Below are 26,489 nucleotides of genomic sequence, written 5' to 3'. Positions count from 1 at the left end.
CTTCACGACGACCAAACCAATTTTTTACATCTGCCTGCCTACCATGCGCGGATTGTCTCGGTGACGGATGTAGAAATGTTGATCGTGGAAGACCTGATGCTCGACACGGAAAAACTCAGAGCGTTTCGCAACGACAGGCCGCTGAGGCTCAACCCGACCAACATCGAGATACTCACCCTGCTGATGCGCCGCAGCCCGGGCGTCGTCCGTCGTGAGGAGATTTCCGCGATTCTGTGGGGCGAAAACGTCGTCAAGAACACCAGCGGCGTCGGCACCCGGCTTCACGAAATCAGAAAAATCGTGGATGACGGCGCTGCCTTTCCCCTCATCCACACGATTTACGGCATCGGTTACCAGCTGTGCCGGCTGGCCGAGGGGTAACATCGGCTACACCACCACCGGGTGCTGCGCGCCATCCATCGTCACGGTCGTGCCGGTGATGTAACTGGCCTTGCCGGACGCCAGGAACAACACCAGATGCGCGACCTCCTCCGGCTGCGCCATGCGCCCGAGCGGTATCTTGCTCACGGCGCGCTCTTTCGCCGCCTCGGGACTGATCCCCGCATGACGGGCATCGGCGGCCATGCCTTCGCCGACCCGGCCGGTTTCGGTCAGCCCCGGATTGACACCGATGATCCGTACGCCCGACGCCGCATAGGCATTGCCCAGCCCGGCGGTGGCGAGCATCAGTGCTGCGTTGGCCGAACCGCCAGCCAGGTGAATCGGGCTGGCGACCTTGCCACCCGCGCCGATGATGTTGACGATCACACCGCAACCGCGCCGGGCCATGAGTTTGATCACCGGATCTACCACATTGATCGTCGAGAAGAATTTAGCGTCCATGGCTGCGCGCCAGAACGCCGGGGTCAGCTCCTCGGGCGGCGAACGCTTCGCCGCGCCCGCCGAGCTGATCAGCACGTCGATGGGACCGACCTGCTCTTCCATCTGCCTGACCAGATTCGCCGCAGCCGTGTCGTCGCTCAGGTCGGCGGCAAAGCCCTGCGCCCCGGGCAGTTCACTGAGGGCCTGATCGATATTGGCCTGCGAACGCGAGCTGATCACCACGCGCGCGCCCTGCTCGACAAACTGTCGGGCGCAGGCCAGACCAATACCTTTGGAACCCCCGGTAATGAGCACTACCTTCGTCGCGAACGCATTCATCTGTCTGCTTCCTCATCAAAAAGGGCGTGTTGCAAGAAGTCTCAGGGGCCCAGTACGCCACAGCCACCGTGCCGATAACAGTGAAACCGTACGGCAGCTTCGCCCGCGCTGTTGCGTCTGAAACCGGATCGCCGGATGCAAGACGGCCTGTGGGCAGTCAGGCGCGTCACGCACAACTGTCGACAGGCCGCATTCAACCCAAGGCTCGACTCAGCAGCCGGTCAGGGCTTCCAGGCGCCACCTTCAACGATGACCGCCGCCGGGTCGGTGCCCTCGGCCAGTTGGTCGCGCACATACTGGTTGTACAGCGTGAGCAGGTATTTTTCCTGACCCAGTGTCGCCAGCTCAGTGTTGACCCAATCGCGCAGCTCGGTATTGCCCTTCTTCACCGCAGGGCCGATAGGCGCTTCTTCACCAAGCTTCTGCGGGAGCAGCCGATAGCCGGGATTCTGTTTCGCCCAGCTGAACAGCACCAGATTGTCCTGCGCGTAGGCATCACCGCGCCCGTTCGCCAACGCCTGAAGCGATTCGGAGTTTTTCTCGAACTTGAGCAGCTTCCAGTCAGGATGATGCCTGGTCAGCCAGATGTCCGCGGTGGTACCGGTGGTGACGATCACCGTCTTGCTGGCCAGATCGTCAAGGTTCTTCACCGCACTGTTGTCCGGCACCAGCGCCTGAACTGCCACGCGCAGGTTCGGATGGGTGAAGTCCACCACCTGAGCCCGCTCGGGGGTGACGGTCATGTTGGCCAGGATCAGATCGACCTTGTCGCTCTGCAGAAACGGAATGCGGCTGGCCGGCTCGACCACCACGAACTCGATTTTTTTCTCGTCGCCGAGCAGGTCCTTCGCGAAGCGGCGTCCCAGATCGGTATCGAAACCGACATAGTCGCCCTTCTCGTTGACGAAACCGAACGGCGGCTTGTCGCTGAAGACGCCAACGACGAGTTTGTCGCGCGCCTTGATTTTGTCCAGATAGCCTTCGGCGTGGGCCGCGGCAGTGCCGGCCAGCAAACCGAGGGCGATCAGAGGGAGAACGAGGGCAGATTTAAACGTCACGATGCTTTCCTTTTTGGCATGTTTTCTACGTAGGAGAACTTCTCCAGGAACTGCTGCGCGCGTGCGGTCTGCGGGTTACTGAAAAACGTTTCGGGGTCGCTCTGTTCGGCGATGCGTCCGCCGTCCATGAACAGGATTCGATCGGCCACCGCGCGGGCAAAGGCCATTTCGTGGGTGACGATCAACAGCGTCATGCCGCTGCGGGCAAGGTCCAGAATCACCTCCAGCACTTCCTTGACCATTTCCGGGTCAAGGGCGGCGGTGACTTCATCGAACAACATGACCTGGGGGTTCATGCACAGCGAGCGGACGATGGCGATCCGCTGCTGCTGCCCACCGGACAGCTCGCGGGGAAAGGCGTCGCGCTTGTCCAGCAGGCCGACCCTCGCGAGCAGGGTTTCGGCCTGCTGACGCGAGTCGTTGCGCGCGCGTTTCTGCACGCTCACCGGTCCCAGCAGAATGTTGTCCAGCACGGTCATGTGCGGGAACAGGTGGTAGCTCTGAAACACCATGCCGATCTGCTGGCGCACCTGGCGCCAGTCGGCATTGGCCGACAACTCGAGTCCGCCGAAGCGGTACTGCCCGGCATGGCCCAGCTCAAGGCCGTTGAGGCAGCGCAACAAGGTGCTCTTGCCGCAGCCGCTGGGGCCGAGGATCACCACCACTTCGCCTTCGCGCACGCTCAGGTCGATGTCTTGCAGCACCGGCACCGCGCCGAAACGCTTGCTGAAACCGGACAGTTCTATCAACGCACTCATGAATGATTCCAACGCCGTTCGAGCACCCGCGACACCGCCGACAGCGGGTAGCAGGCCAGAAAGAAAAACACAAACAGGAAGCCGTAGATGAGCACCGACTCGTAGGTGCGCTCGATGATCTGCTGGCCGATCTTGATCACGTCCACCACGCCAATCAGCACCGCCAGCGAGCTGGTCTTGATCAGGCGGGTGAAGACGTTGATCATCGGCGGCGTCATGCGCCGCAGCGCCTGCGGCAACAGCACCCGGCCGTACAGCTGAACCTGGCCCAGACCAATCGACAGGCCGGCTTCACGCTGACCGCGAGGAATCGAGCGCAAGGCACCGCGCACCACCTCACCGGTTTCGCTCGCGCCCCATAACGACAGGACCAGCACGGCGCACCAGAATCCCGGAATGCTCCAGCCAAGAAAAATCGGCAGTCCGAAGAAAAACAGATACAGCCAGACCAGCACCGGAATGGCCCGGAACAGCTCCAGGTAAACCAGCAGCAGCCAATCGATCCAGCGAATGCCCAGATTGCGCAGCACACCGTAGATCAGGCCACCCACTGCGCTGAAGACGATGGCCAGCGCCGAGATCCCCAGCGTGCGGCCAATGCCCTGTGCAAGCTGCGGGGCGCTGATCCATAACAGCTCAAGACCCGAACTGGCCATGCTGGAGCCTCCTTTCCACAACCCGCAGCAACAGTGAAAGCGGCACGAACAGCAGCACGCAGAGGCCAGTCATGACGGCGAGCATTTCATAGGTCTTGTAGTACAACGCGATGTAACTCTTGGTGGTGTAGAGGATTTCCGGCACCGCCACCGCCGACACCACGGTGGTTTCCTTGAGCAGGAACACGAAGTTGGCGAACAGCGCCGGCAGGCTGAGGATGCCAGCTTGCGGCAGCACCACATGGCGCAGCAATTGCCAGCGCGACAAGCCGATCGACAGGCCCGATTCGATCTGCGACCTGGGCACCGCCTCGATCCCGGCACGCAGGATTTCGGTCAGGTATGCGCCGCCCATGAAGGTCATGGCGATGATCGCCGAGGCGAATCCGGACACTTTGACGCCCAACGCGGGCAGCGCGAAGTAAATGAAGAAAAGCTGAATCAGCAGCGGCGTATTGCGCGCCAGCTCGACGTACGCACGCACGATGGGCTGAAGCGGGCGGATCTGAAAGGCCGCGATTGCAGCGTTGATCAGTGCGACGCACAGCGACGTCGCGATGGCGATCAGGCCGACCTGCAAGGTCACGCCCACGGCGGTGATGAAGGCTGGAAGCGTGGACAAGGCGAACGCGACATCGAATGCCATGTCAGCGTCGACCTTGAATGAGGGGTTGCGGGGGCAGCACGCGGGACACAAAAGCTCCAGAATCGACTAAAAGGTGATCTGTCGCTGATTGCAGGCTTTGTGCCACTCCCAACAACGTCGACAAACCGCCCATACGATGGCTCTGGCTGACGGCGCAAATGCGTCGTAACTGTCTGTTTTTCCTCCCAACTGCTGGCACGCTGTTGCTCCAGCAACAGCGGTGATCCTCGCCTCGCTGCGGTCAGGTCAGGTCAGGTCAGGTCAGGTCAGTGGCAGACCAGACCGTCGCCGACCTTAAGGCTGTCCACCAGAAAGGCATTGCTGTGCAAGTCCCACGCCTTGGTCTGGCCGCCGCGCGATTGCCAGTCGCGCAACCCGGCCTGCAGGACGCGCAGGGTTTTCTGATCCGGTCGAGCGAGGTAAACGCGCGCGTCGCTGCTGGCGTCGAGTACCTGCGGCAGCAGACGGTAAAAGCGCCAGTCCGGGGTCTGCAACAGGCTCGCCAGCACGTTGCGCTCGTCCGCAAGCAGCCGACATTCACCGGCCATGAACGCGGTGGCTGCCCGGATGTTCGAGGCAAACGTCTGCACCTGCGCGCCCTGACGTTGCAGCGTTGCCGCCCACGGGCTGCCGAACGCAATGCAGACGGTCTGGCCGCTGATTCCCGAATGCACCGGCGCGTTGCGCAAGCTCAGCAAGCCACCCTCGCGGTAAGCCCGTGGCGGCTCGCTCAACGCGGCGCGCTGGCGTTCGAGGGCCGGAACGTCAAGGCTGCCGACCAGTACGGCATCGACTTCGCCTTTGCTCAGGTAATCCGCCAGTGCCTCATTGGGAATGGCGCTCAGGCGCACGTCGATGCCCAGATAGCGACCCAGCGCCCGGGCCAGCTCGGCGTCCATGTCGTCGGGTTCGGACACCAGCGCCTCTGTGCTGTTTCCGGGGCGCGGATAGCTGCGCACGCCGATGCGCAACACGTTGTGGCTGCGCGCATCCTGCAGCACCGGACCGCCCTGCAGATCCGCCGTGTCCAGCAGCGGCAAGAGCCAGATGCCGCAGACGACCGCCAGCCCGGCCAACAGCGCAAGGCCATAACGCAGGCCCTGTCGCGCACGGCCGCTCGGTTGCTCAGCCGGCATGTTTGAGGCCGCGACGCCAGCGGGTGAAGCGGCGCTCCAGCAGCGCAAGCAGGAAGTTGAGCAGCAGCCCGACCACGGCGAGCAGCAGGATGCCGGCGTACATGCTGGGGATCTGGAACACTTCCTGCGAATTGAGGGTCAGGAACCCGAGCCCCGAATGCGCGCCAATCATCTCCGCGGCCACCAGCGCCGTGATGCAGTAAGCGCCCGCCAGCCGCACGCCCGTGAAGATCGAGGGCGATGCCGAAGGCAGGACGATCTTCAGAAACAGAAAGCGCCGGTTCGCACCCATCGACAGCGCCGAGTTGATCAGCAAGGTGTCCACCTGTTTGACGCCGCTGATGGTGCTCAACAGGATCGGCCAGAACGCTGCCCAGAAGATGATCGCCACTTTGGACAGCTCGCCGATCCCCAGAAAGAGGATGAACACCGGAAACAGCGCCAGCGCCGAGGTCTGCCGAAAGAGCTGCAGGAGTGGGTCGAGCATCCGTTCCAGCCGGGCGAACCAGCCCATCAACAGGCCCAGAGTGACGCCGGCGAATATCGCCAGCACCAGCCCGGCCAGCGAACGGATGAGGCTGGCCTGCAGGTGCCTGACCAACTGGCCGTTGCCGGCCATGTCGATGATCGCCCCGACGACGTCCGAGGGCGGGCTCAGATAGCCCGGGTTGACCACCCCCAGTCGCGGCAGCGCTTCCCATAGCGCCAGAAACGCGAGGATACCGATGGAGCTGTCGAGCACCCGACGCCAGGTTCTGTTCAAGGTCATGGCTACACTCCGATCCGATAACCGCTGCGTTGCGCGACGTGCTGCCAGCTTTCATGACGGCCCAGCGCCTGCTCCAGCGCAAGTTCGTCCACTGCGGCCCCCATCGCTTCGCGCAAAGAGGTCCAGGCGCGCTGGCGCAGTTGCACGAACGCGTGGCTGTTGCGCAACTGCGGCAGCCGCGGACGTGCCAGATCGATGTCGATGATCTCCTTGACCCGTCCCGGCCTCGGCGTCATGACCACCACGCGGTCCGACAGGAAAATCGCCTCATCCAGGCTGTGGGTGATGAACACGATGGTTTTCTTGTGCAGGTCCCAGATGCGCAGCAATTCGTCCTGCAGGCTTTCGCGGGTTTGCGCATCCAGCGCGGCGAAAGGCTCGTCCATCAACAGCACGTCCGGCTCATAGACCAGCGAGCGCGCAATGGCGATCCGCTGACGCATGCCGCCGGACAGCTCGTGGGGATAGCGTGATGCAAAGCCGTTCAGGCCCACCAGATCAAGGTACTCGCGCGCCCGCTCGAGCCGTTCGGCCTTGCCGACGCCGCGAATTTCAAGCCCTACGGCGATGTTGTCGAGCACCGTGCGCCACGGCAGCAAGGCATAGCCCTGGAACACCACGCCCTGATTTTTATTGATCCCCTGCAACGGTTTGCCGTCGATGGAAAGCGAGCCACCGGTCTTGTTCGCAAGCCCCGCCAGGATGTTCAAAAACGTCGATTTGCCGCAGCCGGACGGGCCAAGAATCGACAGGAACTCGCCTTCGCGCACGTCCAGATCGAAATCCTTCAGCACTTCTACCCGCTCGCTGCGCCCCGCCTCATCCTGAGCCTGGTAGTCCATCCTCACGCCTGATGCCGAAATCTTCACTGCCACGCCTGATCCCCTGCAAAACCAAAACCCGCGACAGGCGGGCCACCGCGCACCCGTCGTTGCATCCGCCAGAACACCCTGCGATCACGCTTTGGCTTTGGCGAAGGGGTTGAAATCGTTGGTGTACACGTCCTTCACCGACACCGCGCCCGGGCGGATCTTCTGTTCGCTCTGCAAGATGTCGATGTAGTACTGGATCGGCGGTTCGGTGATGATCAGGTCGTCGATGTAGGCATAGCGCTCGACCAGTTCAAGCCGGGTGCCGATGCGTTGCGAGACGATCTTGCGCGCCTCGTCCGGATTGGCGTTGACCCAGTTGGCCGCCTTGGCGATGGCCGCAACGAAGTCCTGCGTGGCTTCGGGATTGGCGCGGATAAACTTGCCGTAGCCGCTGTAAGGCGCCATGCCGCCCAGGCCCTTGTCCAGATCGTAATCGCTCCATAGCTTGCGCAGTTCCGGGTTGTGCTCTGCCCCGCCGGAGGCCGGCGGATGAATGATCGCGATGTCGACGTTACGGCTGACCAGCGTCTGTTCGCCCTGATTGTCGGGGATCACCACCCAGTTGATCTTGTCGACATCGACCTGATGCTCACGCAGGTATTTCTTGGTCACGAACTCGGCACAGGCACCGAAGCTGTTGAAGCCGACGGTTTTGCCTTCCATGTCCTTGGGCGTGAAGATCCCGGAATCGGCACGCACGAAGTACTTCATGTGCGGCGCTTCCTGCAGGGTCTTGCCCCCGGCCGCCACCACCTTGAGGTCCAGCCCACTGGCGATGGCGGAAATCACCAATGGCACCATCCGCGTCCCGAAGTCGATTTCCCCGGTGCCCACCAGCGGGATGATCTGCGGCGCGGCAATCTTGCCGATGTAGTCGGGCCGGGTGCGCGAGCCGTCGAAGTAACCCAGCGAATCTGCCAGGTACACCAGATCGAACGACGGGTTGTCCGGGTATTTGAACTTCACCACCTGATCGGCGCGCTGTCTGATCACCGCGGGCGCACCGTCGACTACCTTGGGCGGCTTGTCGCAGCCCGGCAGGATCAGCCCTGCCGCGCCGGCGGCACTCAGCAGTGCGACCTGTTTGATGAACGCCCTGCGGCTGTTGTGTGCTTGCATGTCGCTGTTCCTTCGATTGTTCGGGCCTGCGCCGTCGGGGTCCGGGTTGACGAACTTGGTCGCCAGTACCCACTGCTGGCGACGTGCGGCGATCAGTCGACCGACGACCTGCTCCGATGCGCCAGCGTTGTACCCGTTGGCGGTGTCGATGAAGTTGACGCCCTGTTCGAACGCCTTGTCGGTGATTCGCCGGGAGACCGCTTCATCCGTCTGCCCGCCGAACATCATGGTGCCCAGCGTCAGTGGGGAAACTTTGATTCCATGACGACCCAAGGGACGATATTCGATAGCGCTCATGACCACTCCATTGTTGCAACAACCATTAAAAAAACAGGCACGCAAATAAAACACTTCACAGAACAAGCGGATAACAGTTGCCCTGTTGAACGACGTGCGCAGATAAAGAATCGAGGCGACAATAAAGAGCGTCGTTATTCATCGTCAATCACAACTAATGGATTGCCTATAACGTTTTAAACTAATGTTATGACTCGACAGCGCGTGCCGTCTTACAAGTGTTTCTCCAGCAACAGCAGTCCCGCAGATGCTGCCAAACCAGCGCAGCAGCGGGGTCACGCGCGCTTCAACGATTTCGCCTCCATGCCCCTTTAATTACGGACATTCACTGACAAGTTGTCAGCGGCGGCATACGCCTTGCAATTGTTCAGCGACAACATTCATTGCCGGGGTGTTTCTCTTGTCTTTATTAACGTCGCCGCTCGACTTTCCAGACAGCCCGTTATCCCGGGCATTCAATCAGCCCTTGATACTGGGTCTGTTTCTTCCCATTCAATCGGGCGGCTGGAGCGCTTCGGCACTGCCACGTGGCACTGACTGGACATTCGATTACAACAAACAACTGACGCTGCGCGCCGAGGCACTCGGGTTCGATCTGGTGTTCGCGCTTGCCGAATGGCTGGGCAAAGGCGGCTATGGAGGGGACATTCGCTACCACGACGAATCCCTCGATGCCTTCATCACCCAGGCCGCCCTCGCGTCGGTGACTGAGCGCATCCTGCTGATTTCAACCTTGCACGTGCTCTACGGTCCCTGGCATCCGCTGCATCTGGCGAAGTTCGGCGCCACGCTCGACCATATCAGCAACGGTCGCTGGGGCCTGAATCTGGTCACCGGCCACCGCCATCGCGAACACCGCAGATTCGGTCATGCGCCCATCGAGCACGACCAGCGCTACCAGCAGGCCGACGAGTTCATTCGGGTGGTGCAACAGCTCTGGGGCAGCGACGAAAACGTCGACTTCAACGGCGACTATTACCGGCTGCAGGAAGCCTACAGCAGCGTCAAGCCGCGCTACGGTCGGCCGGTGCTGGTCAATGCCACCGGTTCCACCGCCGGTATCGACTTCGCGGCCCGTCACTCCGACATTGTCTTTACCACCAGCCCCGGCAGCGCTGAAATCGAGGACGCCCTGAGCAAGCTGCCCGACCACCTGCTGCGCATCAAACAGGCGGCACTCAGCCACGGCCGTCAGGTGCGCACGCTGATCAACCCGCTGGTGATCTGCCGCGACAGCGACGCCGAAGCCTGGGAAGTTCACGCCGCGATCACCGCCGCAGGGGATCCCGGCACGCTGGAAGGTCACGCTCGCGAAGCCAGCGACGCCCACGCCTGGCGCGGGCATAAGGCTGACCACCGTTATGTGGGCGGCAATATCCAGCTGGTCGGCAGCCCGGAAACCGTGGTGCGCGACATCGTCCGGCTGAAGCAGGCCGGCATCGACGGCATTCAACTGAGCTTTTTCGACTTTGCGCCGGACCTGGAGCAGTTCGCCGAACGCGTGCTGCCCCTGCTCTATCAGGCCGGTTTGCGCCACTGACATTCTGCAAGGAAAACCGTCAATGCCCTTCTCTCGTCGTCAATTCATCGCCGGCCTGTCGGCACTGCCGCTATTGGGTGCCAGCGTGCCTTTTCTGCCCAGCGCCCTGGCAGCGGCCACCGCGGAAGCCGTCAGCGGCCGGCGCATCTTCAACTTGCTGGTGAACCCGGAGCCGCCGTCGCTCAGCTCGTTCAACACCACCGCTGGCACCACCATCACCGCCAGCAGCAAGGTGCTCGAAGGCTTGCTTCGTTACGACGAGAACCTGACGCCGCAGCCCGGGCTGGCGGTGGCCTGGGAAGCGGCCGCCGACGGCCTGAGTTACCGCTTCACCCTGCGCCAAGGGGTGAAATGGCACGACGGCCAGCCGTTCACCGCTCAGGACGTGGCGTTTTCGCTGGACCTGAACAAACGCTACCACCCGCGAGGCGGCAGCACTTTCGCCAACCTGCTGAGCGTCGAAACGCCCGATGACCACACCGCCATCGTCCGCCTGGGCAAACCTGCGCCGTACCTGATTCGCGCGTTTGCCGGCAGTGAAACGCCCATCGTGCCGAAGCACCTGTACGCCTCGGGTGACCCGCTGAGCAACCCGCACAACAACGCGCCGGTGGGCACCGGGCCTTACCGCTTCAAGCAGTGGCAGCGTGGCAGTTTCATCGAATATGAGCGCAATCCGGATTACTGGGACAGCAGCTTGCCGGGGGTCGACGCGCTGTTCCTCAAAGTGGTGCCCGACTCGGCCGCGCGGCTGGCCGCTTTCGAAAACGGCAGCCTGGATGCCGGTGGTCAGAGTCCGGTGCCGTTGAGCGATCTCAAGCGCATCACTCAGTCGGGAAAACTGCAGTTCACCACCCGGGGCTATGCCTACAGCATCACCCCGACGATGCTCGAGTTCAATCTGGACAACCCGCTGCTGGCGCGCCACGAGGTGCGCCAGGCCATCGCCCATGCGATCGATCGAGAAGTCATCCGAAAAGTCGTCTACTACGGTTACGCCGATGTCAGCGTCTCGCCGATTCCGAAGAACTTCGCCCAGTATGTGTATGAAGGGCCGGATCCCTACCCGTTCGACATCGCCAGGGCCAACGCGCTGCTCGATGCTGCCGGACTGCCGAGAAAAGGCCCGTCGCGGTTCAGCCTGACCCTCGATCCCCTGCCCTATGGCGACAGCTACGCGCGTACGGCAGCGTACATCCGCACGGCGCTGGCGCGCATCGGCATCGACGTGCAGTTGCGCTCGCAGGACTTCCCGACCTACACCAAGCGCATCTACACCGACCGGGATTTCGACTTCGCGGTGGTGGGCATGGGCACCATGTTCGACCCCACTGTCGGCGTGCAGCGGCTGTTCTGGTCAAAGAACTTTCGCAAAGGCCTGCCCTTTTCCAACGGCTCGCACTACAACAATCCCGAGGTCGATCGTCTGCTGGAAGCCGCTGCGGTGGAAACCGACGAGCACAAGCGCGGCGAGTTCTTCAAGGCCTTTCAGAAGATCGTCATCGAGGAGCTGCCGAACATCACGCTGGTCATGCAACAACAGGTAACGGTGTTCAACGCCCGGGTGTCCGGGTTCGAGGCTGACGGCAACGGCCTGGACGGCAGCCTGGCCGATGTGCGCCTCGGCGGGGAAGCGCTGGCCCATGGCTGATCGTCTGCGCATCCTGCGAATGGCCCGGCGAACGCTGTGGCAAGCGGTGCCGACGGTGTTCGGCATTCTGCTGTTGAACTTCCTCCTGCTGCGGCTGATTCCCGGCGATGCGGTGGATGTGCTGGCGAGCGAATCGGGCGGCGCGACCGAGGCGACGCTGGCGCAGTGGCGGTCGCACTTTGGCCTGGACCTGAACCTGTGGCAACAACTGCTCGCCTACCTCAATCATCTGGCGCACCTGGATCTGGGCCTGTCGCCGCGCTTCAACGTGCCGGTGATCCAGCTGGTGCTCGAGCGGTTACCCAACACGCTGGTGTTGATGGTCAGCGCGCTGGCCCTGGCGCTGGTGGTCGGCATCGCCGCCGGTGCGGTCATGGCCAGCAAGGCCGGGCGCTGGCCGGACCGGGTGTTGACGCTGGCCGTGTTGCTGTTGTATTCCACGCCGGGGTTCTGGATCGGCCTGATGGCCGTCGTGCTGTTCTCGGTCACCCTTGGCTGGCTGCCCAGCGATGGCAGCGAGACGCTGGGCATGGACCTGCACGGCGTGGACTGGCTGCTCGACCGCGTCCGTCACGCCGTGCTTCCGGTGCTGACGCTTGCCACCTTCTACATCGCGCTGTATGCCCGCCTGACCCGCGCCTCGATGCTGGAAGTGCAGCGTCAGGATTTCGTCCGCACTGCCCGCGCCAAAGGCCTGAGCCCGGCGCGGGTGGCGATCCGTCACGTGCTGCGCAACGCCTTGTTGCCGGTCACGACCCTGGCCGGCCTGCATTTCGCGGCGCTGCTGGGCGGCGCGGCGGTGACGGAAACACTGTTCGGCTGGCCCGGCCTGGGCCGCCTGACCCTCGATGCCGTGTTGTCGCGCGACTACAACCTGCTGCTCGGCATTCTGCTGCTGTCCTCGATGCTGGTGGTGGTGATCAACGTGTCCATGGACCTGCTGCAAGCCTGGCTCGACCCGCGTATCCAGGCGGATTAACCCTTTATTTCGATGAGTGAGTGTTCGATGACCACGACGGCTATTGAATCGATCAGGTCCGGCCACAGCGAAAGCCTCTGGGCAGCGCTGCGTCGCAGCCCGGCGGCGTTGACCGGCAGCGCCATCCTTGTGCTGACGCTGGCCATGGCCGCGAGCGCCGGCTACTTCTTCCCCGGCGACCTCTCGGAAATGGTCGCCGAGCCCATGCTTTGGCCCGGCAGCGATCCGGCGTATCCGCTGGGCACCGACTCACTGGGCCGCAACGTCGCGGCCGGCATAGCCTACGGCGCACGGGCCTCACTGCTGATCGCGCTGTACGGCACGCTGATCAGCGTGGTCATCGGTGTGCTGGTCGGCGCACTGGCCGGCTATCACGGCGCCCGCCTGGGCGACGTGCTGATGCGCATTACCGAAGTGTTCCAGACCGTGCCGTCGTTTCTGCTGGTGATCGTGATCGTCGCCATCGGCAACCCGACGGTGCACATCATTGCCCTGGCGATCGGTGTCTCGTCCTGGCCGACGATTGCCCGCTTGATTCGCGCCGAATTCCGCACCCTGCGTGAAGCCGACTTCGTCACCGCGGCGCGCAGCCAGGGTTTCAGTCACCGCGCTATCATCGTCCACGAAATCCTCCCCAATGCCTTGGCGCCCCTGGTGGTCACGGCGTCGATTCTGGTGGCGTCGGCCATTCTGATCGAAGCGGGCCTGGCGTTTCTCGGCATGAGCGACCCGAACACGCCGAGTTGGGGCGGCATGATCGGCAGCGGCCGTGAGCAGATTGCCAGCGCCTGGTTCCTGACCGCGCTGCCCGGCCTTGCGATCATCAGCGTGGTGCTGGCCTTCAACATGCTCGGCGACGGCTTGAACGATGCGCTCAATCCACGCCTGCGCCGGTACATCCCATGAGCCTGCTCGACGTACGCGGGCTGCGCGTGAGTTACGAAGGTGTCGACGCCGTCCGCGGACTGGACTTCACTCTGGACGCCGGAGAAACACTGGCGCTGGTCGGTGAGTCCGGCTGCGGTAAATCCACCACGGCGCTGGCGTTGCTGCGGCTGTTGCCGGACAACGCCCGCCTGGGTGGCCAGGCGCTGTTCGAAGGGCGCGATCTGCTGCAACTGTCGCCCCGGCACATGCGCCAGTTGCAGGGCAACGCGTTGGGCATGGTGTTTCAGGAGCCATTATCGAGCCTGAACCCGGTGCTGACGCTGGGTGAACAGTTGACCGAAACGCTGCTCACCCACACTGACCTGACCCGGCGCCAGGCGGCGAAACGCGCTGAAGAGCTCTTCGGTCTGGTGCAGTTGCCGCGCCCGCGCGCGCACCTCGGCGAATACCCGCAGCATTTGTCGGGCGGGCAGCGCCAACGGGTCATGATCGCCATGGCCGTCGCCTGTCAGCCGCGCTTGTTGATTGCCGATGAGCCGACCACCGCGCTGGATGTCTGTGTTCAGGCGCAGATCCTGGCGTTGCTGGACCGTTTACGCCGCGAATTGCGCATGGGCTTGCTGTTGATCACGCATGATCTGGGCGTGGTGGCGCAACAGGCTGATCACGTGATCATCATGCACGACGGTCAGGCGCTGGAACGGCGCAGCAATGCCGAGCTGTTCAGCGCTGCCCGTCACCCTTACACCCAGGGTCTGCTCAATGCCTCGCTGGGCCGCGATCACGGGCAGCATTACCTTGCCAGTCGCCTGCCGGAAATTCAGGTGACGCGCACGCCGGGTCAGCCCAACGCGTACAGCGTCAGCAGCACGCGGTACCTGCCAGGTCATGCGCCACGGCCGGCCAGTCAGGACACGCCGCCGCTGTTGCAGGTGGACAACCTGAGCCTGGGCTACGGCGCGCGTGACGTGCTCAGCGGGCTGTCGTTCGACATCGGCAAACGGGAAACCGTAGGACTGGTCGGTGAGTCCGGCTGTGGCAAATCAACCCTCAGCAAAGCGCTGCTGGGCCTGCTCAAGCCCCGTCAGGGCCACATCGCCTTTGGCGGTCGCGACATCGCCACGTTCAGCGCCACCGAGCAGCTGACGTGGCGCGGTCAGCTGCAAATGATCTTTCAGGACCCCTACGCCGCCCTCAACCCACGGCACTCCATCGACACGCTGCTGGACCGCGTGCAACGCCTGCACGGCCAGTCGGACGCTCGCCTGAGGCGCCGGGCCCGCGAAGACATGCTCGACGCCGTGGGCCTGGCGCGCAACAGCCTGGACCGCCTGCCCCACCAGTTTTCCGGCGGCCAGCGTCAACGCATCGGCATCGCCCGCGCGCTCATCGTCAGGCCGAAACTGGTGATCTGCGACGAGCCGGTTTCGGCGCTGGACGTCTCCACTCAGGCGCAGATCCTCAATCTGCTGGTGGAGTTGCGTGAGGCCTTCGATCTCTCGTACCTGTTCATTTCCCATGACCTGTCGGTGGTGCGCTATTTCTCCGACCGCGTGCTGGTCATGCACGACGCGCACATCGTCGAACAGGCGACGCCGCACCGGCTCTGGCAAGACCCGCAACACCGCTACACCCAACGCCTGCTGGCGGCCATTCCCGGCCACCGGCAACCCTCGATCCCGCTGAGCAGCAGCCTTTCGTTCGCTGTCGCCTGCTAGCGCCACTACGCCATCAAGGAAACCCTACATGACTCAACGCAAAGACACGCTCAAGCTCGGCCTCTTCCTGCGGGCCACCGGTCACCACATCGCCGCCTGGCGCGACAGTGGCTCCCAGGCCGACGCAGGGATTCGTCTGGACCACTTCATCGATCAGGCGCGCAAGGCCGAGGCGGCGGGATTTGATACGCTGTTTCTGGCCGACAGCGTGTCGGTGCGGGGGATCGATGCGCCGACGTTCGATCGCGTAATCGCGCCCAGTCTGAGTTTCGAACCGCTGACACTGCTCTCGGCACTGGCGACCGTCACCTCGCGCATCGGCCTGATCGCGACCGCCAGCACCAGCTACAGCGAACCGTTCAACCTGGCCCGGCAATTCGCCTCCCTCGACCATATCAGTGGCGGCCGCGTCGGCTGGAACCTGGTGACCAGCAGCGACCCGGACGCGGCGAAGAATTTCGGCACCTCGGCGCAGGGCGCCCAGGCAGCACACGCCGACCGCTACAGCCGGGCCCGGGAATTTCATCAGGTGGTGGACAAGCTCTGGGACAGCTGGGAAGACGACGCGCTGCTGCTGGATAAGGAAAGTGGCGTGTTCCTGGATCGCACCAAGCTGCACCTGGCCGATCATCAGGGCGAACATTTTCACGTTCGCGGACCGCTCAATGTACTGCGCTCGCCCCAGGGCAAGCCGGTGTTGGTGCAGGCCGGCGCCTCCGACGATGGCCGCGCGCTGGCCGCTGCCACGGCCGAGGCGATCTTCGCCGCCCATCAGAGCCTGGCCGATGCGCAGGCCTTCTACAGCGACATCAAGACCCGCGCGGCCGTGCTGGGGCGCAAGCCCGAGCACATCAAGATTCTGCCAGGCGTGACAATCTTTACTGCACCGACTTCCGCCCAGGCCCACGCCAAACACCAGCGCCTGCAGGACCTGGTGCATCCGCAGGTCGGCTTGAGCCTGCTGTCCGGCCTTCTCGGCGGGGTCGACCTGTCGCACTTATCCCTCGACGGGCCGTTGCCGCAGGACCTGCCCGCCACCAATGCGTCGAAAAGTCGTCAGCAACTGATTCTGCAACTGGCTGCCGAAGGCCTGAGCATTCGCCAGTTGTACCTGCGTCTGGCCGGCGCACGCGGGCACTGGACGCTGGTCGGCTCGCCGGAAGAAGTGGTGGATCAGCTGCAGGCGTGGTTCGAGGGCTACGGCGCGGACGGCTTCAATATCCTCCCGCCGACGTATCCCGAGGGCCTCGACGACTTCATTTCGCTGATCCTTCCGGAGCTCAAACGTCGTGGCCTGGTGCCAGCCGAGGGGCCTGTCGGCAACACCCTGCGCGAGCGCCTTGGCCTGCCGCGCCCCGCGCATCCGGCGACACTCAAGCGAGAAGTTTCCCTGGCGATCTGATCGCCCCGATGACGGCGACCGGCCTTGAATTCGGCGTTCGCCTGACCTTTTTCGACTGCAAAGAGAATCCCGCATGACCCACCAAATCAACGCCGCATGGGGCGCCGGCCCTTCCGCCGACTATGAACAACTGGCCGAGCGCTTCCGCCCTCTGTTCGCCACGCTGCGCGAAGGCGCGATCGCCCGCGAGCTCGAGCGGCGCCTGCCATTTGAAGAAATCCAGTTGCTCAAGGCATCCGGTTTCACGGCTTTGCGGGTGCCCAAGGCCTTTGGCGGTTCGGGCGTCAGCATTCCGGAGCTGACCAACCTGCTGATCGAACTGGGCGAGGCGGACTCCAACCTGGTGCAGGCCTTGCGTGGCCACCTGGGCTTTACCGAAAGCGTGCTCAACAGCCCGAACGAGGCGCGGCGTCACCTCTGGCTGGAACGCATCGGACGAGGCGAAACCGTGGGCCCGGCGACTGGCGAAGTCGGCCAGACGCCGCAATCGCAACTCAGTTCCCGGCTGTACCTGGACGGCGAGCAATGGCGCATCGACGGCGAGAAGTTCTACACCACCGGCAGCCTCTACAGCGACTGGATCGACGTGGCGGTCAGCGACCACGACCGCAAGCGGGTGTTCGTGACCGTACGCCGCGATGCACACGGCGTCGAAGTCGTCGACGACTGGAACGGCTTCGGTCAGACCCTGACCGCCAGCGGCACGGCGTATTTCCGTCAGGTGGCGGTCGATCCTCGCAACATCGTCAGCAACGAGGAGCGTTTCCAATATTCGCCGGCGTTTTTCCAGATCATTCATCTGGCCAACCTGGCCGGCATCGGTCGGGCCCTCAGCGGCGAAGTGGCCAATGCCGTGGCAAAGCGCACCCGCAGCTTCAGCAACGGCAACGCGTCCAGGGTCGCGCAGGATCCGCAGGTCCTGCAGGTGGTGGGCAGCCTCAGAGCGGCCGCCTACAGCGCAGGCGCCATCGTGTTGAAAAATGCCGAGGCGATCCAGCGCGCCTACGAAGCGGGCGCCCATGGCGATGCCGAAAAGCTGAGACAGGCCGTGGACATCGCCGAACTGGAAATCGCCCAGTCGCAAACCATCGTCAGCGACCTGATCATCGACGCCAGCTCGCGGATGTTCGACGCCGTCAGCGCCTCGGCGACCCTGCGACCGAACGGTCTGGACCGCTTCTGGCGCAACGCCCGGACCCTGGCATCGCACAACCCGCGCATCTACAAAGACCGCATCGTCGGCGACTTCGCCGTCAACGGCACCCCGCCCCCGGCACAGTGGAAAATCGGCGTTGCGTAAACGGTCGCGTGGCGCAGCCTGGATTGGTTGCGGCCGACTTGGAGTCTGTAGGAGTGAGCTTGCACGCGAAGACTGAATTCCCACCGCCGCATGCCCGACGGACGCACCGGCCTTTTCCTGGCTAAAGCCGGTCCTACGAAGAGCTTGCGCCGTCTATAGGACCGGCTTCAGCCGGGAAGGAGCCAGTGCACGCTATGGAGATGCAGTGTCCGGAAGTCAGCCTTTATGAGTAAGCTCGCCCCAATTTTTTGTGGCCCCGCTCGATACAAGTCAGCTCCGCATTACCCTTGTAGGAGCGCGCTTGCCCGCGAAGACTGACTTCCAACCACCACCTGTGCAGCGGCTGCCCACCCTTGCCCAACCAAACGCGCTTTAGAAAGGATGCCGCCACAGACTGGCCGTGGCGGCTGCCGTATCACTTGTCGGCTATGGGCTTGAATACCACGACCCCCAGTGGCGGGAGCCTGAGCGACAGCGAGCAGGGCTGGCCATGGCTTTTGACGTCCTGCGCGGTCACTGCGCCGCCGTTACCGAAGTTCGACCCCGCGTAAACGTCGGCATCGGAGTTGAGCACTTCAGCCCACTTGCCGCTGAAAGGCACACCCACGCGATAATCTTCACGCGGCACAGGCGTCAGGTTGGCCACCACCAGCAGCGGCTCGCCCTCCCTGCTCCAGCGCAGATACGCGTAAACGCTATTGCCGGCATCGTCGCCAATAACCCATTGGAACCCTTGGGGCTGGCAGTCCTGCTCGTGCAGCGCCTTTTCCGATTTGTACAGGCGGTTCAGATCCCCCACCAGCGTATGCACGCCCTTGTGATCGGCATACTGGAGGAAGTGCCAGTCCAGCTCGGTGTCGTGGTTCCATTCACGCCACTGTCCGAACTCACAGCCCATGAACAGCAACTTCTTGCCCGGATGGGTCCACATGAACGACAGATAGGCGCGCAGGTTGGCGAATTTCTGCCAGCGGTCGCCCGGCATCTTGTCGATCAGCGAATGCTTGCCATGCACCACCTCGTCGTGGGAGATCGGCAGAATGAAGCGCTCCGACCACGCGTACACCAGTCCGAAACTCAGTCGATCATGGTGATGTTGACGATGAATCGGGTCTTGTTCGATGTACTTGAGCGTGTCATGCATCCAGCCCATGTTCCACTTGTAGGCAAAGCCCAGGCCGCCCTGCTGGGTCGGCTGGCTGACGCCCGGCCAGGCCGTCGATTCTTCGGCGATAACCAGCGCTCCTGGTGCTTCCAGAGCAACGACGTCGTTCAAGTGACGCAGGAAATCAATGGCCTCCAGGTTTTCCCGGCCGCCATAGCGGTTAGGCACCCACTCACCGGCCTTACGTGAATAGTCGCGATACAGCATGGACGCCACCGCGTCGACGCGCAGACCGTCGACGTGGAAATTCTTCAGCCAGTGCAAGCCTGAGGCAATCATGAAGCCGTGTACTTCGGTACGACCGAGGTTGTAGATCAGCGTGTCCCAATCCTGATGAAAGCCTTCCTGGGGGTTGCCGTATTCGTACAACGCCGTGCCGTCGAACTGCGCCAGGCCGTGGGTGTCGGTCGGGAAATGCGCCGGCACCCAATCGAGGATCACGCCAATGTCATTCTGGTGACAGGCGTTGACGAACGCCGCGAAATCTTCGGGTGTGCCGTAGCGCGCACTCGGTGCGAACTGCGAGAGCAACTGATAGCCCCACGAGCCGCCGAACGGGTGCTCCATGATCGGCATCAGCTCGATGTGGGTGAAACCCAGATCCTTGATGTACGGAATCAGGTGCTCGGCCAGTTCGTGCCAGTTGAACGGCCGATCCGGTTCGTCTTCGCCGCCGTGGTGCCACTTCCATGAGCCAGCATGCAATTCGTAGATCGACAGCGGCTTGTGAATGTCCTGCTTGTCACCGCGCGACTGCATCCAGTCGTTGTCCTGCCAGTCGAAACTCAGCGGCGCCGCCACTTTCGAGGCAGTGTCCGGTGGCAGCGTAGTGGCCAGGGCCATCGGATCGGCCTTGAGCGGCAAAACGCCGTGCTGACCGAGGATTTCATATTTGTAAGACTCGCCCGGGCCGATGCGCGGGATGAAGATTTCCCAGACGCCCGTAGGATGGCGCAAACGCATTGGGTGACGGCGGCCGTCCCAGCTGTTGAAGTCGCCCACCACCGACACACGGCGCGCGTTCGGCGCCCAGACGGAGAACCGCACGCCGTCGACGCCGTCGACATTCTTCACCTGCGCGCCGAGCGCGCTGCTCAGGTCGCGGTGATTGCCCTCGGCGAACAGGTACAAGTCCATTTCGCCCAGCAGTTGGCCGAAGCTGTAAGGGTCCTCGGTGATCTGCTCGCCGGTCGCCCAGGTGATCTTCAGCAAGTACGGCTCGCGGACGTCAAAATGCCCGGCGAAGAAGCCCGGCTTCTCGCTCATGCTCAGTTCGCCCAGATCACGCTCGCCATCGCGAGACAGCACCCGCACACTCAAAGCATTAGGCAGGTAGGCGCGGATAACCTGGCCCTCCTTGCCGTCGCTGTGAGGGCCGAGCATGGAGAAAGGGTCACGATGTTCGGCGCGGATCAACGCGTCCATATCTGCGGCGTTGGGCAACAACTCATGGTTGCCTTTGCCGAATTGGTCAGACGCACTCATTTTCATTCTCCATCAGACAGGTCCAGCAGCCCGCGCAAACCTTGAAGCGGAACCGACAACCAGGTCGGCCGATTCTCGGCCTCATAGGCCACTTCATAAGCGGCTTTTTCCAGGGTGAACAACGCCAGTGCGGCGGCTTCTCCCTTGGCATCTTTCCAGGCATGGGCGACCTCGCCCGTGGCTTTGGCGTAGCCCTCGAGGAATGCTTCCCGTGCCTGACTCAAATACGTATCGGCAACATGTTTGCGCGCCGCTTGCGCCTGCGGCGAAGTATCGGCGCTCTGCGCATTGCGTACAGCCATCGCGGCAGCGTAGTCGAAGGATCGCAACACGCCGCTGACATCTTTGAACGGGCTGTATTTCGCCCTTCTTTCCTGCAGCGGTCGAGCCGGTTCACCCTCAAAATCGATCAGATAAGCATCGCCCTTGACCACCAGCATCTGCCCCAGATGCAAGTCACCGTGGACCCGCATCCGCAACCCGCCCACTGACTGTCTGGCCAGGGTTTGCACCTGGGCCAGCAGCGCTTTGCGTTTACTCAGCAGTTCACTGACCAATTGCTGATCCTGCGGTTCCAGAGAATCTCGATGTTGTTCGAGCAAACCCAGCGCACGCTCGATCTGCGCCGAGACACTTTTTGCTGATGCCTGACTGTCCTTGACGCTGGTGACCTCGGTCTTGAAGTCCGGATTTTCGGTGGGCGCGCTCAATACCACATGCATTTCGCCCAGCCGCTGACCCAGCAACCCTGCGAAATCCTTGAGCTCCAGCAGCGCGTTCGCATGTTGTTCGAGATTGGAATGACCGTGGGCCATCTCATCGCGCACTGCGCGTTCGAGATTGTTCTGCGTCCACTCCCAGGCATCGCCCTGATTGCTCAGGTAACCCTGGGCGATCATCAACAGGTTGCTTTCGCCCTGCTGATCCACCCGCACCACCGCGCCAAGCAATGGCGAGATGTGCGAATAACCGGCTTCGGTCAGATAGGCGCCCATTTCCAGTTCCGGGTGAGTGCCGGCGGCAACACGGCGGATCATTTTCAGGACCAGCGCCTTGCCCACGACCACCGAGCTGTTGGACTGCTCGGCAGACAGATAGCGGACCTCAGACTCTTCATTCAAGCCCAGCGGCGCAAGTTTCGAGCTCTGCTGGAACCTGAGTTCGCCATCATTGGTCGGCAGCACGATCTCTTCGTGCATGCCCTTGATGACGGCGCGAATGAACGGCTCCAGGGTGAAGGCATCGGTAATCAACCCGACCTGACGCCCGCGCCGCACACGGGCCAGGGCCAGTTGCTGCGGCAGCGCGCTGCTGATGTCGTCTTCAGGCAACAGGCCGAACGGCAACTGATAGCGCACCACCTCATCCCCTGACGTGACTTCGATCTCACTCAGCAAAACCGGGCGCACCGTGGTGCCGAAGCGCACCGCATAGGCGATGTGAACGTTGTCGATGGCCGTGCCTTTGCCCGCGAACCAGCGTCGCTTGGGCAGATAGACCGACAACGACGTCTGCTCCATGGTCTGGCGCAGCGGTTGATCGAGGATTTCTTCCAGGCGCTGTTTAAGCACCAGCGTCGGGAAGTCCGGCATGCTTTGAGCGGGTTCGACGTGCCAGCTGGGCATTTGATTCTCCGCGGCCAGCAAGAACCAGTAGAAGCCATAGGGCGGCAACGTGAGCAGGTAATTGAGCTGGCCAATGGGTGGAAAGGCGCTGCCGCCAAGCATTTCCACCGGCACGGTGCCGGCGTACTGCGACAGTTCGAGTTCGGCCGCCTGGGATGCTGAGGAGACGTTGGCGACACACAGGATCATTTCACTCTTGCCGTCGGGCCCGGTGTATTCGCGGGTGTAGGCAAGGATGCGGCGGTTGCTGGGGGAAAGCATCTTCAGCGTGCCACGGCCAAACGCCTTCTGCTGCTTGCGCACGGCGAGCATGCGCCGGGTCCAATTGAGCAGCGAATGCGGGTCGTGGTCCTGGGCCTCGACGTTGACCGACTGATAGCCATAAAGCGGGTCCATGATCGGCGGCAGGACCAGACTGGCCGGGTTGGCCCGAGAAAACCCGCCATTTCGGTCGATGGACCACTGCATCGGGGTGCGCACGCCGTCGCGGTCGCCGAGATAAATGTTGTCACCCATGCCGATTTCGTCGCCGTAATACAGGGTCGGCGTGCCTGGCATGGACAACAACATACTGTTTAGGAGCTCTACACGGCGTCGGTCACGCTCAAGCAACGGCGCCAGGCGGCGACGGATGCCCAGGTTGATCCGCGCGCGGCGGTCAGAGGCGTAGTAGTTCCACAAATAGTCACGCTCACGATCGGTGACCATTTCCAGGGTCAGCTCATCGTGGTTACGAAGGAAAATCGCCCACTGGCAGTTCTCCGGAATTTCCGGGGTCTGACGCAGAATGTCGGTGATCGGAAAGCGGTCCTCCTGCGCCACCGCCATGTACATGCGGGGCATCAAGGGGAAGTGAAAGGCCATGTGGCACTCGTCGCCATCTTTGCCCTTGCGATCGCCGAAGTACAGCTGCGTGTCTTCAGGCCATTGGTTGGCTTCGGCCAGCAGCATGCGGTCCGGGTAATTGGCGTCGATTTCGGCACGAATCTGCTTGAGCACGTTGTGCGTCTCCTGCAGGTTCTCGTTGTTGGTGCCGTCTCGCTCGATCAAGTAAGGAATCGCATCCAGACGCAACCCGTCAATGCCCATGTCCAGCCAATAGCGCATGACTTCCAGCACCGCCTTCATGACTTGCGGATTATCGAAGTTCAGGTCCGGCTGGTGCGAGTAGAACCGATGCCAGAAGTACTGGCCTGCCACGGGGTCCCAGGTCCAGTTGGATTTTTCCGTGTCGAGAAAAATGATCCGCGTGCCGTCGTATTTCTGGTCATCGTCAGACCAGACGTAGAAGTCCCGGGCTTTGGAGCCTTTCTTGGCATGGCGCGCCCGCTGAAACCAGGGATGCTGGTCAGAGGTGTGGTTGATGACCAGTTCGGTAATCACCCGCAGTCCGCGCTTGTGCGCCTCGGCGATGAATTTCTTCGCATCGGACATGGTGCCGTAATCGGTGTGTACGCCCCGATAATCGGAGATGTCGTAACCATCGTCGCGGCGCGGCGAAGGATAAAACGGCAACAGCCAGATGGTGTTCACGCCAAGCTCGGCAATGTAATCAAGCTTGGCGATCAGGCCAGGGAAATCGCCGATTCCGTCGTTGTTGGAATCGAAATACGACTTCACGTGGACCTGGTAAATCACCGCATCCTTGTACCAGAGCGGGTCTTCGATAAAGGCAGCGTTGCGAGGCTTCTTCGCCATGACCACATCCTTTGAATTATTGGTTTGTGGTTTTGATGCGCCAGATTCCGAACGGCTGATAAGACGGATCGATGCGCATCCACTGCGTCTTTCCGTACCAGGTCCAGGTGTGCCCGGTCATGAGGTCTTCGCCCAGGGTCGCGGCGTCGTCCGGCAGACCCAGCTCCCACAGCGGCAGCTCGAAGTGAGCTTCCTGAGGGTTGACCGGATCCAGACTCACCGCGATCAGAATGAAGTTGCTGCCGTCATGGCTGCGTTTGCCGAAGTAGAGAATGTTGTCGTTCCAGGCGTTGTAAATGCGCAGCCCAAGGTGCGTCTGCAACGCCGGGTTCTGGCGACGGATGCGGTTGAGCTGGGCGATCTCGGCAATGATGTTGCCAGGCTGGGTAAAGTCCCGCGGACGAATCTCGTACTTCTCGGAGTCCAGGTATTCCTCCTTGCCCGGCACAGGCGCCGACTCGCACAACTCGAAGCCCGAATACATGCCCCACAGGCCCGAGCCCATGGTCGCCAACGCCGCGCGGATGAGGAATCCCGGACGCCCTGAATCGTGCAGGAAGTACGGGTTGATGTCCGGCGTGTTGACGAAGAAGTTGGGCCGGTAGCACTCGCGCCACGGCGACTCGTTGAGCTGGGTGAAATACTCGGCCAGCTCGGCCTTGGTGTTGCGCCACGTGAAGTAGGTGTAGCTCTGCGAATAACCTACCTTGCCCAGCCGCGCCATCATTGCAGGCTTGGTGAACGCCTCGGCGAGGAACATCACGTCCGGGTGCTGAGCCCGGATGTCGGCAATCATCCATTGCCAGAACGGCAGCGGCTTGGTGTGCGGGTTGTCGACGCGGAAGATCTTCACGCCCTCCTCGACCCAGCCCAGCACCACGTCGCGCAACTCAAGCCACAGACTCGGGATCGCGTCCGGAGCGTAGAAATCGACGTTGACGATGTCCTGATATTTTTTCGGCGGATTTTCGGCGTAGCGAATCGTGCCGTCCGGGCGCCACGAGAACCAGCCCGGGTGCTCCTTGAGCCACAAGTGATCCTGAGAACACTGGATGGCGAAATCGAGCGCGATTTCAAGCCCGTGCTCGGCTGCGGCCGCGACGAGATTGCGGAAGTCCTCACGGGTGCCCAGTTGCGGGTGAATCGCGTCGTGGCCGCCGTCAGCGCTGCCGATGGCGTACGGGCTGCCGGGATCGTCCGGCCCTGCCTGCAGCGAGTTGTTCGGACCCTTGCGATGGGCACGACCGATCGGGTGAATCGGCGGGAAATACAGCACGTCGAATCCCATGTCGCGGATCATCGGCAGCCGGCTGTGCACGTCATTGAAGGTGCCGTGGCGATGCTTGTCGTCTGTAATCGAGCGCGGGAACAGTTCGTACCAACTGGCGAACTGGGCACGCTCGCGCTCGACCTCAAGGGGGAATTCAATACTGCGGCTCAGAAACGCGTGATTGTCGGCCTTGGCCATGATCGCCGCAGTTTCGCTGTTGAGCAGCAGCGCCACCTGAGCCTCGTGCTCAGTGTTCTCACCCAGGCGCCGCAGAAGGCTGTCGAGCTGGCCCCGCAATTCATGCTGACTGCGTTCGGCCGCATGGACCAGGTGCAGACGCCCCTCTTCCAGCTCAAGGCCGATGGGCACGCCGGCTGAATACTTCTTCTCGAGTTCGTAGCGATAACTGGCGAACTGGTCTATCCAGGCCTCGAGACGGAACACATACCGGCTCACGGATGTCGGGGTGAACTCGCCGATCCAGCTGTCGTTGCCCAGCTCCCGCATCGGTGCCTGGTGCCATTCTTCTTCGTTTGCTGCACGGTACAGGATACGCACGGCCATCTTGTCGTGACCGTCGGCGAATACCTTGCTGGTCACCACCACCGGTTGGCCGACGATCGCCTTGGCCGCAAGCTGCCCGGCATCGATCACCGGCTGCGTGTCTTCAATCACGATACGCGGCAGCTGCAAGGCCTGAGTCAGGGGTAAAGGCTGGGTTGGGTGCGGTATATCGGTGGCCAGGGAATCCGGACCGTATGGCTGATCTGCAGTCACATTCATCGAGCATCACTCCTCACGCCCCAGGGACGCTCCTTGTAAGAGTCCGTTCCAGCAACGTCTTATCCATAGAAACAATAGGGGGAGCCACCGGATTCACCGCATCCCGACGTGGCCGCATAGGTTCCGAACGCCAGCCTTGGGGAAAAGTTCAAAGAGCTTGTGATGCAAAAAAATCGAAGCAATGCCAGCTTAGTCAGCCGTTTGATCCGCGCTTGAGAATTGTGCTGAATCATTCAAAGCGGCGACAGGTCGAAGCCTGCGAGCGCTTTGAAAAACCGGCAATGACGCCTCTCGACACGGCGCTCAAGGAAGGTGAAGCCATGAACATTCCCATTCCCGCAGAAACACCCGATCCAAACATCGACAACCCGGAATTGCCGGGGCGCAATCCCGAAGTGCCGCCACCGCCAACCATGCCTCCGGTAATCGAGGAGCCCAAGGGCGACCCGCCTTCCCAGGAGCCACCTGCGGTTCTCGACGACAACTTTCCGGAATGATCCACGCCTGGGCATG

21 protein-coding genes are annotated in these 26,489 nt (G+C 62.4%); 9 read left to right on the top strand and 12 right to left on the bottom strand.

Translation table 11 applies throughout. The features are described from left to right. The first annotated feature begins 96 nt into the window (after nucleotides 1–96). Complete coding sequence (locus tag BMZ10_RS02740; RefSeq protein WP_177182030.1) at nucleotides 97–381, top strand: winged helix-turn-helix domain-containing protein; 285 nt, start codon at nucleotides 97–99, stop codon at nucleotides 379–381. A 6-nt stretch (nucleotides 382–387) separates the two neighbouring features. On the opposite strand, the gene BMZ10_RS02735 is transcribed toward BMZ10_RS02740, so the two are convergent. The 9 genes from BMZ10_RS02735 to BMZ10_RS02695 form a co-directional block, all read right to left on the bottom strand. Beyond that, a complete protein-coding gene (locus BMZ10_RS02735) occupies nucleotides 388–1,161 on the bottom strand; it encodes an SDR family oxidoreductase (protein ID WP_093458511.1) in 774 nt (257 codons plus the stop codon). 221 nt (nucleotides 1,162–1,382) lie between these two features. Further along, on the bottom strand, nucleotides 1,383–2,219 hold the full coding sequence (locus BMZ10_RS02730; RefSeq protein ID WP_093458510.1) for a transporter substrate-binding domain-containing protein: 837 nt from the start codon (nucleotides 2,217–2,219) through the stop codon (nucleotides 1,383–1,385). Beyond that, a complete protein-coding gene (locus BMZ10_RS02725; RefSeq protein WP_093458509.1) occupies nucleotides 2,216–2,977 on the bottom strand; it encodes an amino acid ABC transporter ATP-binding protein in 762 nt (253 codons plus the stop codon). The genes BMZ10_RS02730 and BMZ10_RS02725 overlap by 4 nt, the downstream gene beginning before the upstream one ends. Next, nucleotides 2,974–3,633: an amino acid ABC transporter permease gene (locus BMZ10_RS02720; RefSeq protein WP_093458508.1), complete on the bottom strand. Its 660-nt coding sequence runs from the start codon at nucleotides 3,631–3,633 to the stop codon at nucleotides 2,974–2,976. Before BMZ10_RS02720 ends, BMZ10_RS02725 begins: the two co-directional genes overlap by 4 nt. Next, on the bottom strand, nucleotides 3,614–4,279 hold the full coding sequence (locus BMZ10_RS02715) for an amino acid ABC transporter permease (protein ID WP_093458507.1): 666 nt from the start codon (nucleotides 4,277–4,279) through the stop codon (nucleotides 3,614–3,616). The genes BMZ10_RS02720 and BMZ10_RS02715 overlap by 20 nt, the downstream gene beginning before the upstream one ends. Nucleotides 4,280–4,545: 266 nt before the next feature. Continuing rightward, nucleotides 4,546–5,415 carry a substrate-binding periplasmic protein gene (locus tag BMZ10_RS02710; RefSeq protein ID WP_093458506.1) on the bottom strand — a complete coding sequence of 290 codons (870 nt, stop codon included), beginning with the start codon at nucleotides 5,413–5,415 and terminating at the stop codon, nucleotides 4,546–4,548. After that, nucleotides 5,405–6,184: an ABC transporter permease gene (locus BMZ10_RS02705; protein ID WP_093458505.1), complete on the bottom strand. Its 780-nt coding sequence runs from the start codon at nucleotides 6,182–6,184 to the stop codon at nucleotides 5,405–5,407. Before BMZ10_RS02705 ends, BMZ10_RS02710 begins: the two co-directional genes overlap by 11 nt. A gap of 2 nt (nucleotides 6,185–6,186) precedes the next feature. After that, complete coding sequence (locus tag BMZ10_RS02700; protein ID WP_093458504.1) at nucleotides 6,187–7,026, bottom strand: ABC transporter ATP-binding protein; 840 nt, start codon at nucleotides 7,024–7,026, stop codon at nucleotides 6,187–6,189. A gap of 114 nt (nucleotides 7,027–7,140) precedes the next feature. Next, on the bottom strand, nucleotides 7,141–8,472 hold the full coding sequence (locus tag BMZ10_RS02695) for an aldo/keto reductase (protein ID WP_093458503.1): 1,332 nt from the start codon (nucleotides 8,470–8,472) through the stop codon (nucleotides 7,141–7,143). 400 nt (nucleotides 8,473–8,872) lie between these two features. On the opposite strand from BMZ10_RS02695, the gene BMZ10_RS02690 reads away from it, so the two are divergent. From BMZ10_RS02690 to BMZ10_RS02660, 7 genes are all read left to right on the top strand, one after another. Further along, nucleotides 8,873–10,012: an LLM class flavin-dependent oxidoreductase gene (locus BMZ10_RS02690; protein ID WP_093458502.1), complete on the top strand. Its 1,140-nt coding sequence runs from the start codon at nucleotides 8,873–8,875 to the stop codon at nucleotides 10,010–10,012. A gap of 22 nt (nucleotides 10,013–10,034) precedes the next feature. After that, on the top strand, nucleotides 10,035–11,663 hold the full coding sequence (locus BMZ10_RS02685; protein ID WP_093458501.1) for an ABC transporter substrate-binding protein: 1,629 nt from the start codon (nucleotides 10,035–10,037) through the stop codon (nucleotides 11,661–11,663). After that, nucleotides 11,656–12,642 (top strand): ABC transporter permease, encoded by a 987-nt coding sequence (locus tag BMZ10_RS02680; protein ID WP_093458500.1) that lies wholly within the window; start codon nucleotides 11,656–11,658, stop codon nucleotides 12,640–12,642. The genes BMZ10_RS02685 and BMZ10_RS02680 overlap by 8 nt, the downstream gene beginning before the upstream one ends. Before the next feature lie 27 nt (nucleotides 12,643–12,669). Further along, nucleotides 12,670–13,548 carry an ABC transporter permease gene (locus BMZ10_RS02675; protein WP_093458499.1) on the top strand — a complete coding sequence of 293 codons (879 nt, stop codon included), beginning with the start codon at nucleotides 12,670–12,672 and terminating at the stop codon, nucleotides 13,546–13,548. Then, the gene (locus tag BMZ10_RS02670; protein ID WP_093458498.1) at nucleotides 13,545–15,248 is read left to right on the top strand and encodes a dipeptide ABC transporter ATP-binding protein; all 1,704 of its coding nucleotides are present in this window, start codon (nucleotides 13,545–13,547) and stop codon (nucleotides 15,246–15,248) included. Before BMZ10_RS02675 ends, BMZ10_RS02670 begins: the two co-directional genes overlap by 4 nt. A gap of 28 nt (nucleotides 15,249–15,276) precedes the next feature. Further along, nucleotides 15,277–16,650 carry an LLM class flavin-dependent oxidoreductase gene (locus tag BMZ10_RS02665; RefSeq protein WP_093458497.1) on the top strand — a complete coding sequence of 458 codons (1,374 nt, stop codon included), beginning with the start codon at nucleotides 15,277–15,279 and terminating at the stop codon, nucleotides 16,648–16,650. A 73-nt stretch (nucleotides 16,651–16,723) separates the two neighbouring features. Beyond that, nucleotides 16,724–17,950 (top strand): acyl-CoA dehydrogenase family protein, encoded by a 1,227-nt coding sequence (locus BMZ10_RS02660; RefSeq protein WP_093458496.1) that lies wholly within the window; start codon nucleotides 16,724–16,726, stop codon nucleotides 17,948–17,950. A gap of 415 nt (nucleotides 17,951–18,365) precedes the next feature. Here the strand turns inward: BMZ10_RS02660 and glgB are convergent, their stop codons facing one another. The 3 genes from glgB to BMZ10_RS02645 are packed head-to-tail and all read right to left on the bottom strand — an operon-like array spanning nucleotide 18,366 to nucleotide 25,976. Further along, nucleotides 18,366–20,600, bottom strand: a complete 2,235-nt coding sequence (gene glgB, locus BMZ10_RS02655) for a 1,4-alpha-glucan branching protein GlgB (protein ID WP_093458495.1) — start codon at nucleotides 20,598–20,600, stop codon at nucleotides 18,366–18,368. Nucleotides 20,601–20,602: 2 nt separating this feature from the next. Beyond that, a complete protein-coding gene (treS, locus tag BMZ10_RS02650; RefSeq protein WP_093458494.1) occupies nucleotides 20,603–23,923 on the bottom strand; it encodes a maltose alpha-D-glucosyltransferase in 3,321 nt (1,106 codons plus the stop codon). 16 nt (nucleotides 23,924–23,939) lie between these two features. Continuing rightward, complete coding sequence (locus BMZ10_RS02645) at nucleotides 23,940–25,976, bottom strand: alpha-1,4-glucan--maltose-1-phosphate maltosyltransferase (protein WP_093458493.1); 2,037 nt, start codon at nucleotides 25,974–25,976, stop codon at nucleotides 23,940–23,942. Between BMZ10_RS02645 and BMZ10_RS27360 the strand changes: the two genes are divergently transcribed. Continuing rightward, the gene (locus BMZ10_RS27360; protein ID WP_143070243.1) at nucleotides 25,952–26,473 is read left to right on the top strand and encodes a hypothetical protein; all 522 of its coding nucleotides are present in this window, start codon (nucleotides 25,952–25,954) and stop codon (nucleotides 26,471–26,473) included. The genes BMZ10_RS02645 and BMZ10_RS27360 overlap by 25 nt on opposite strands. Nucleotides 26,474–26,489: the final 16 nt, after the last annotated feature.

The sequence above is a fragment of the Pseudomonas sp. NFR16 genome (genome assembly GCF_900108875.1).
GTDB lineage: Bacteria > Pseudomonadota > Gammaproteobacteria > Pseudomonadales > Pseudomonadaceae > Aquipseudomonas.
Note: the sequence above shows the minus strand (reverse complement) of the source record. Positions and strands in the feature narration are given on the sequence as shown.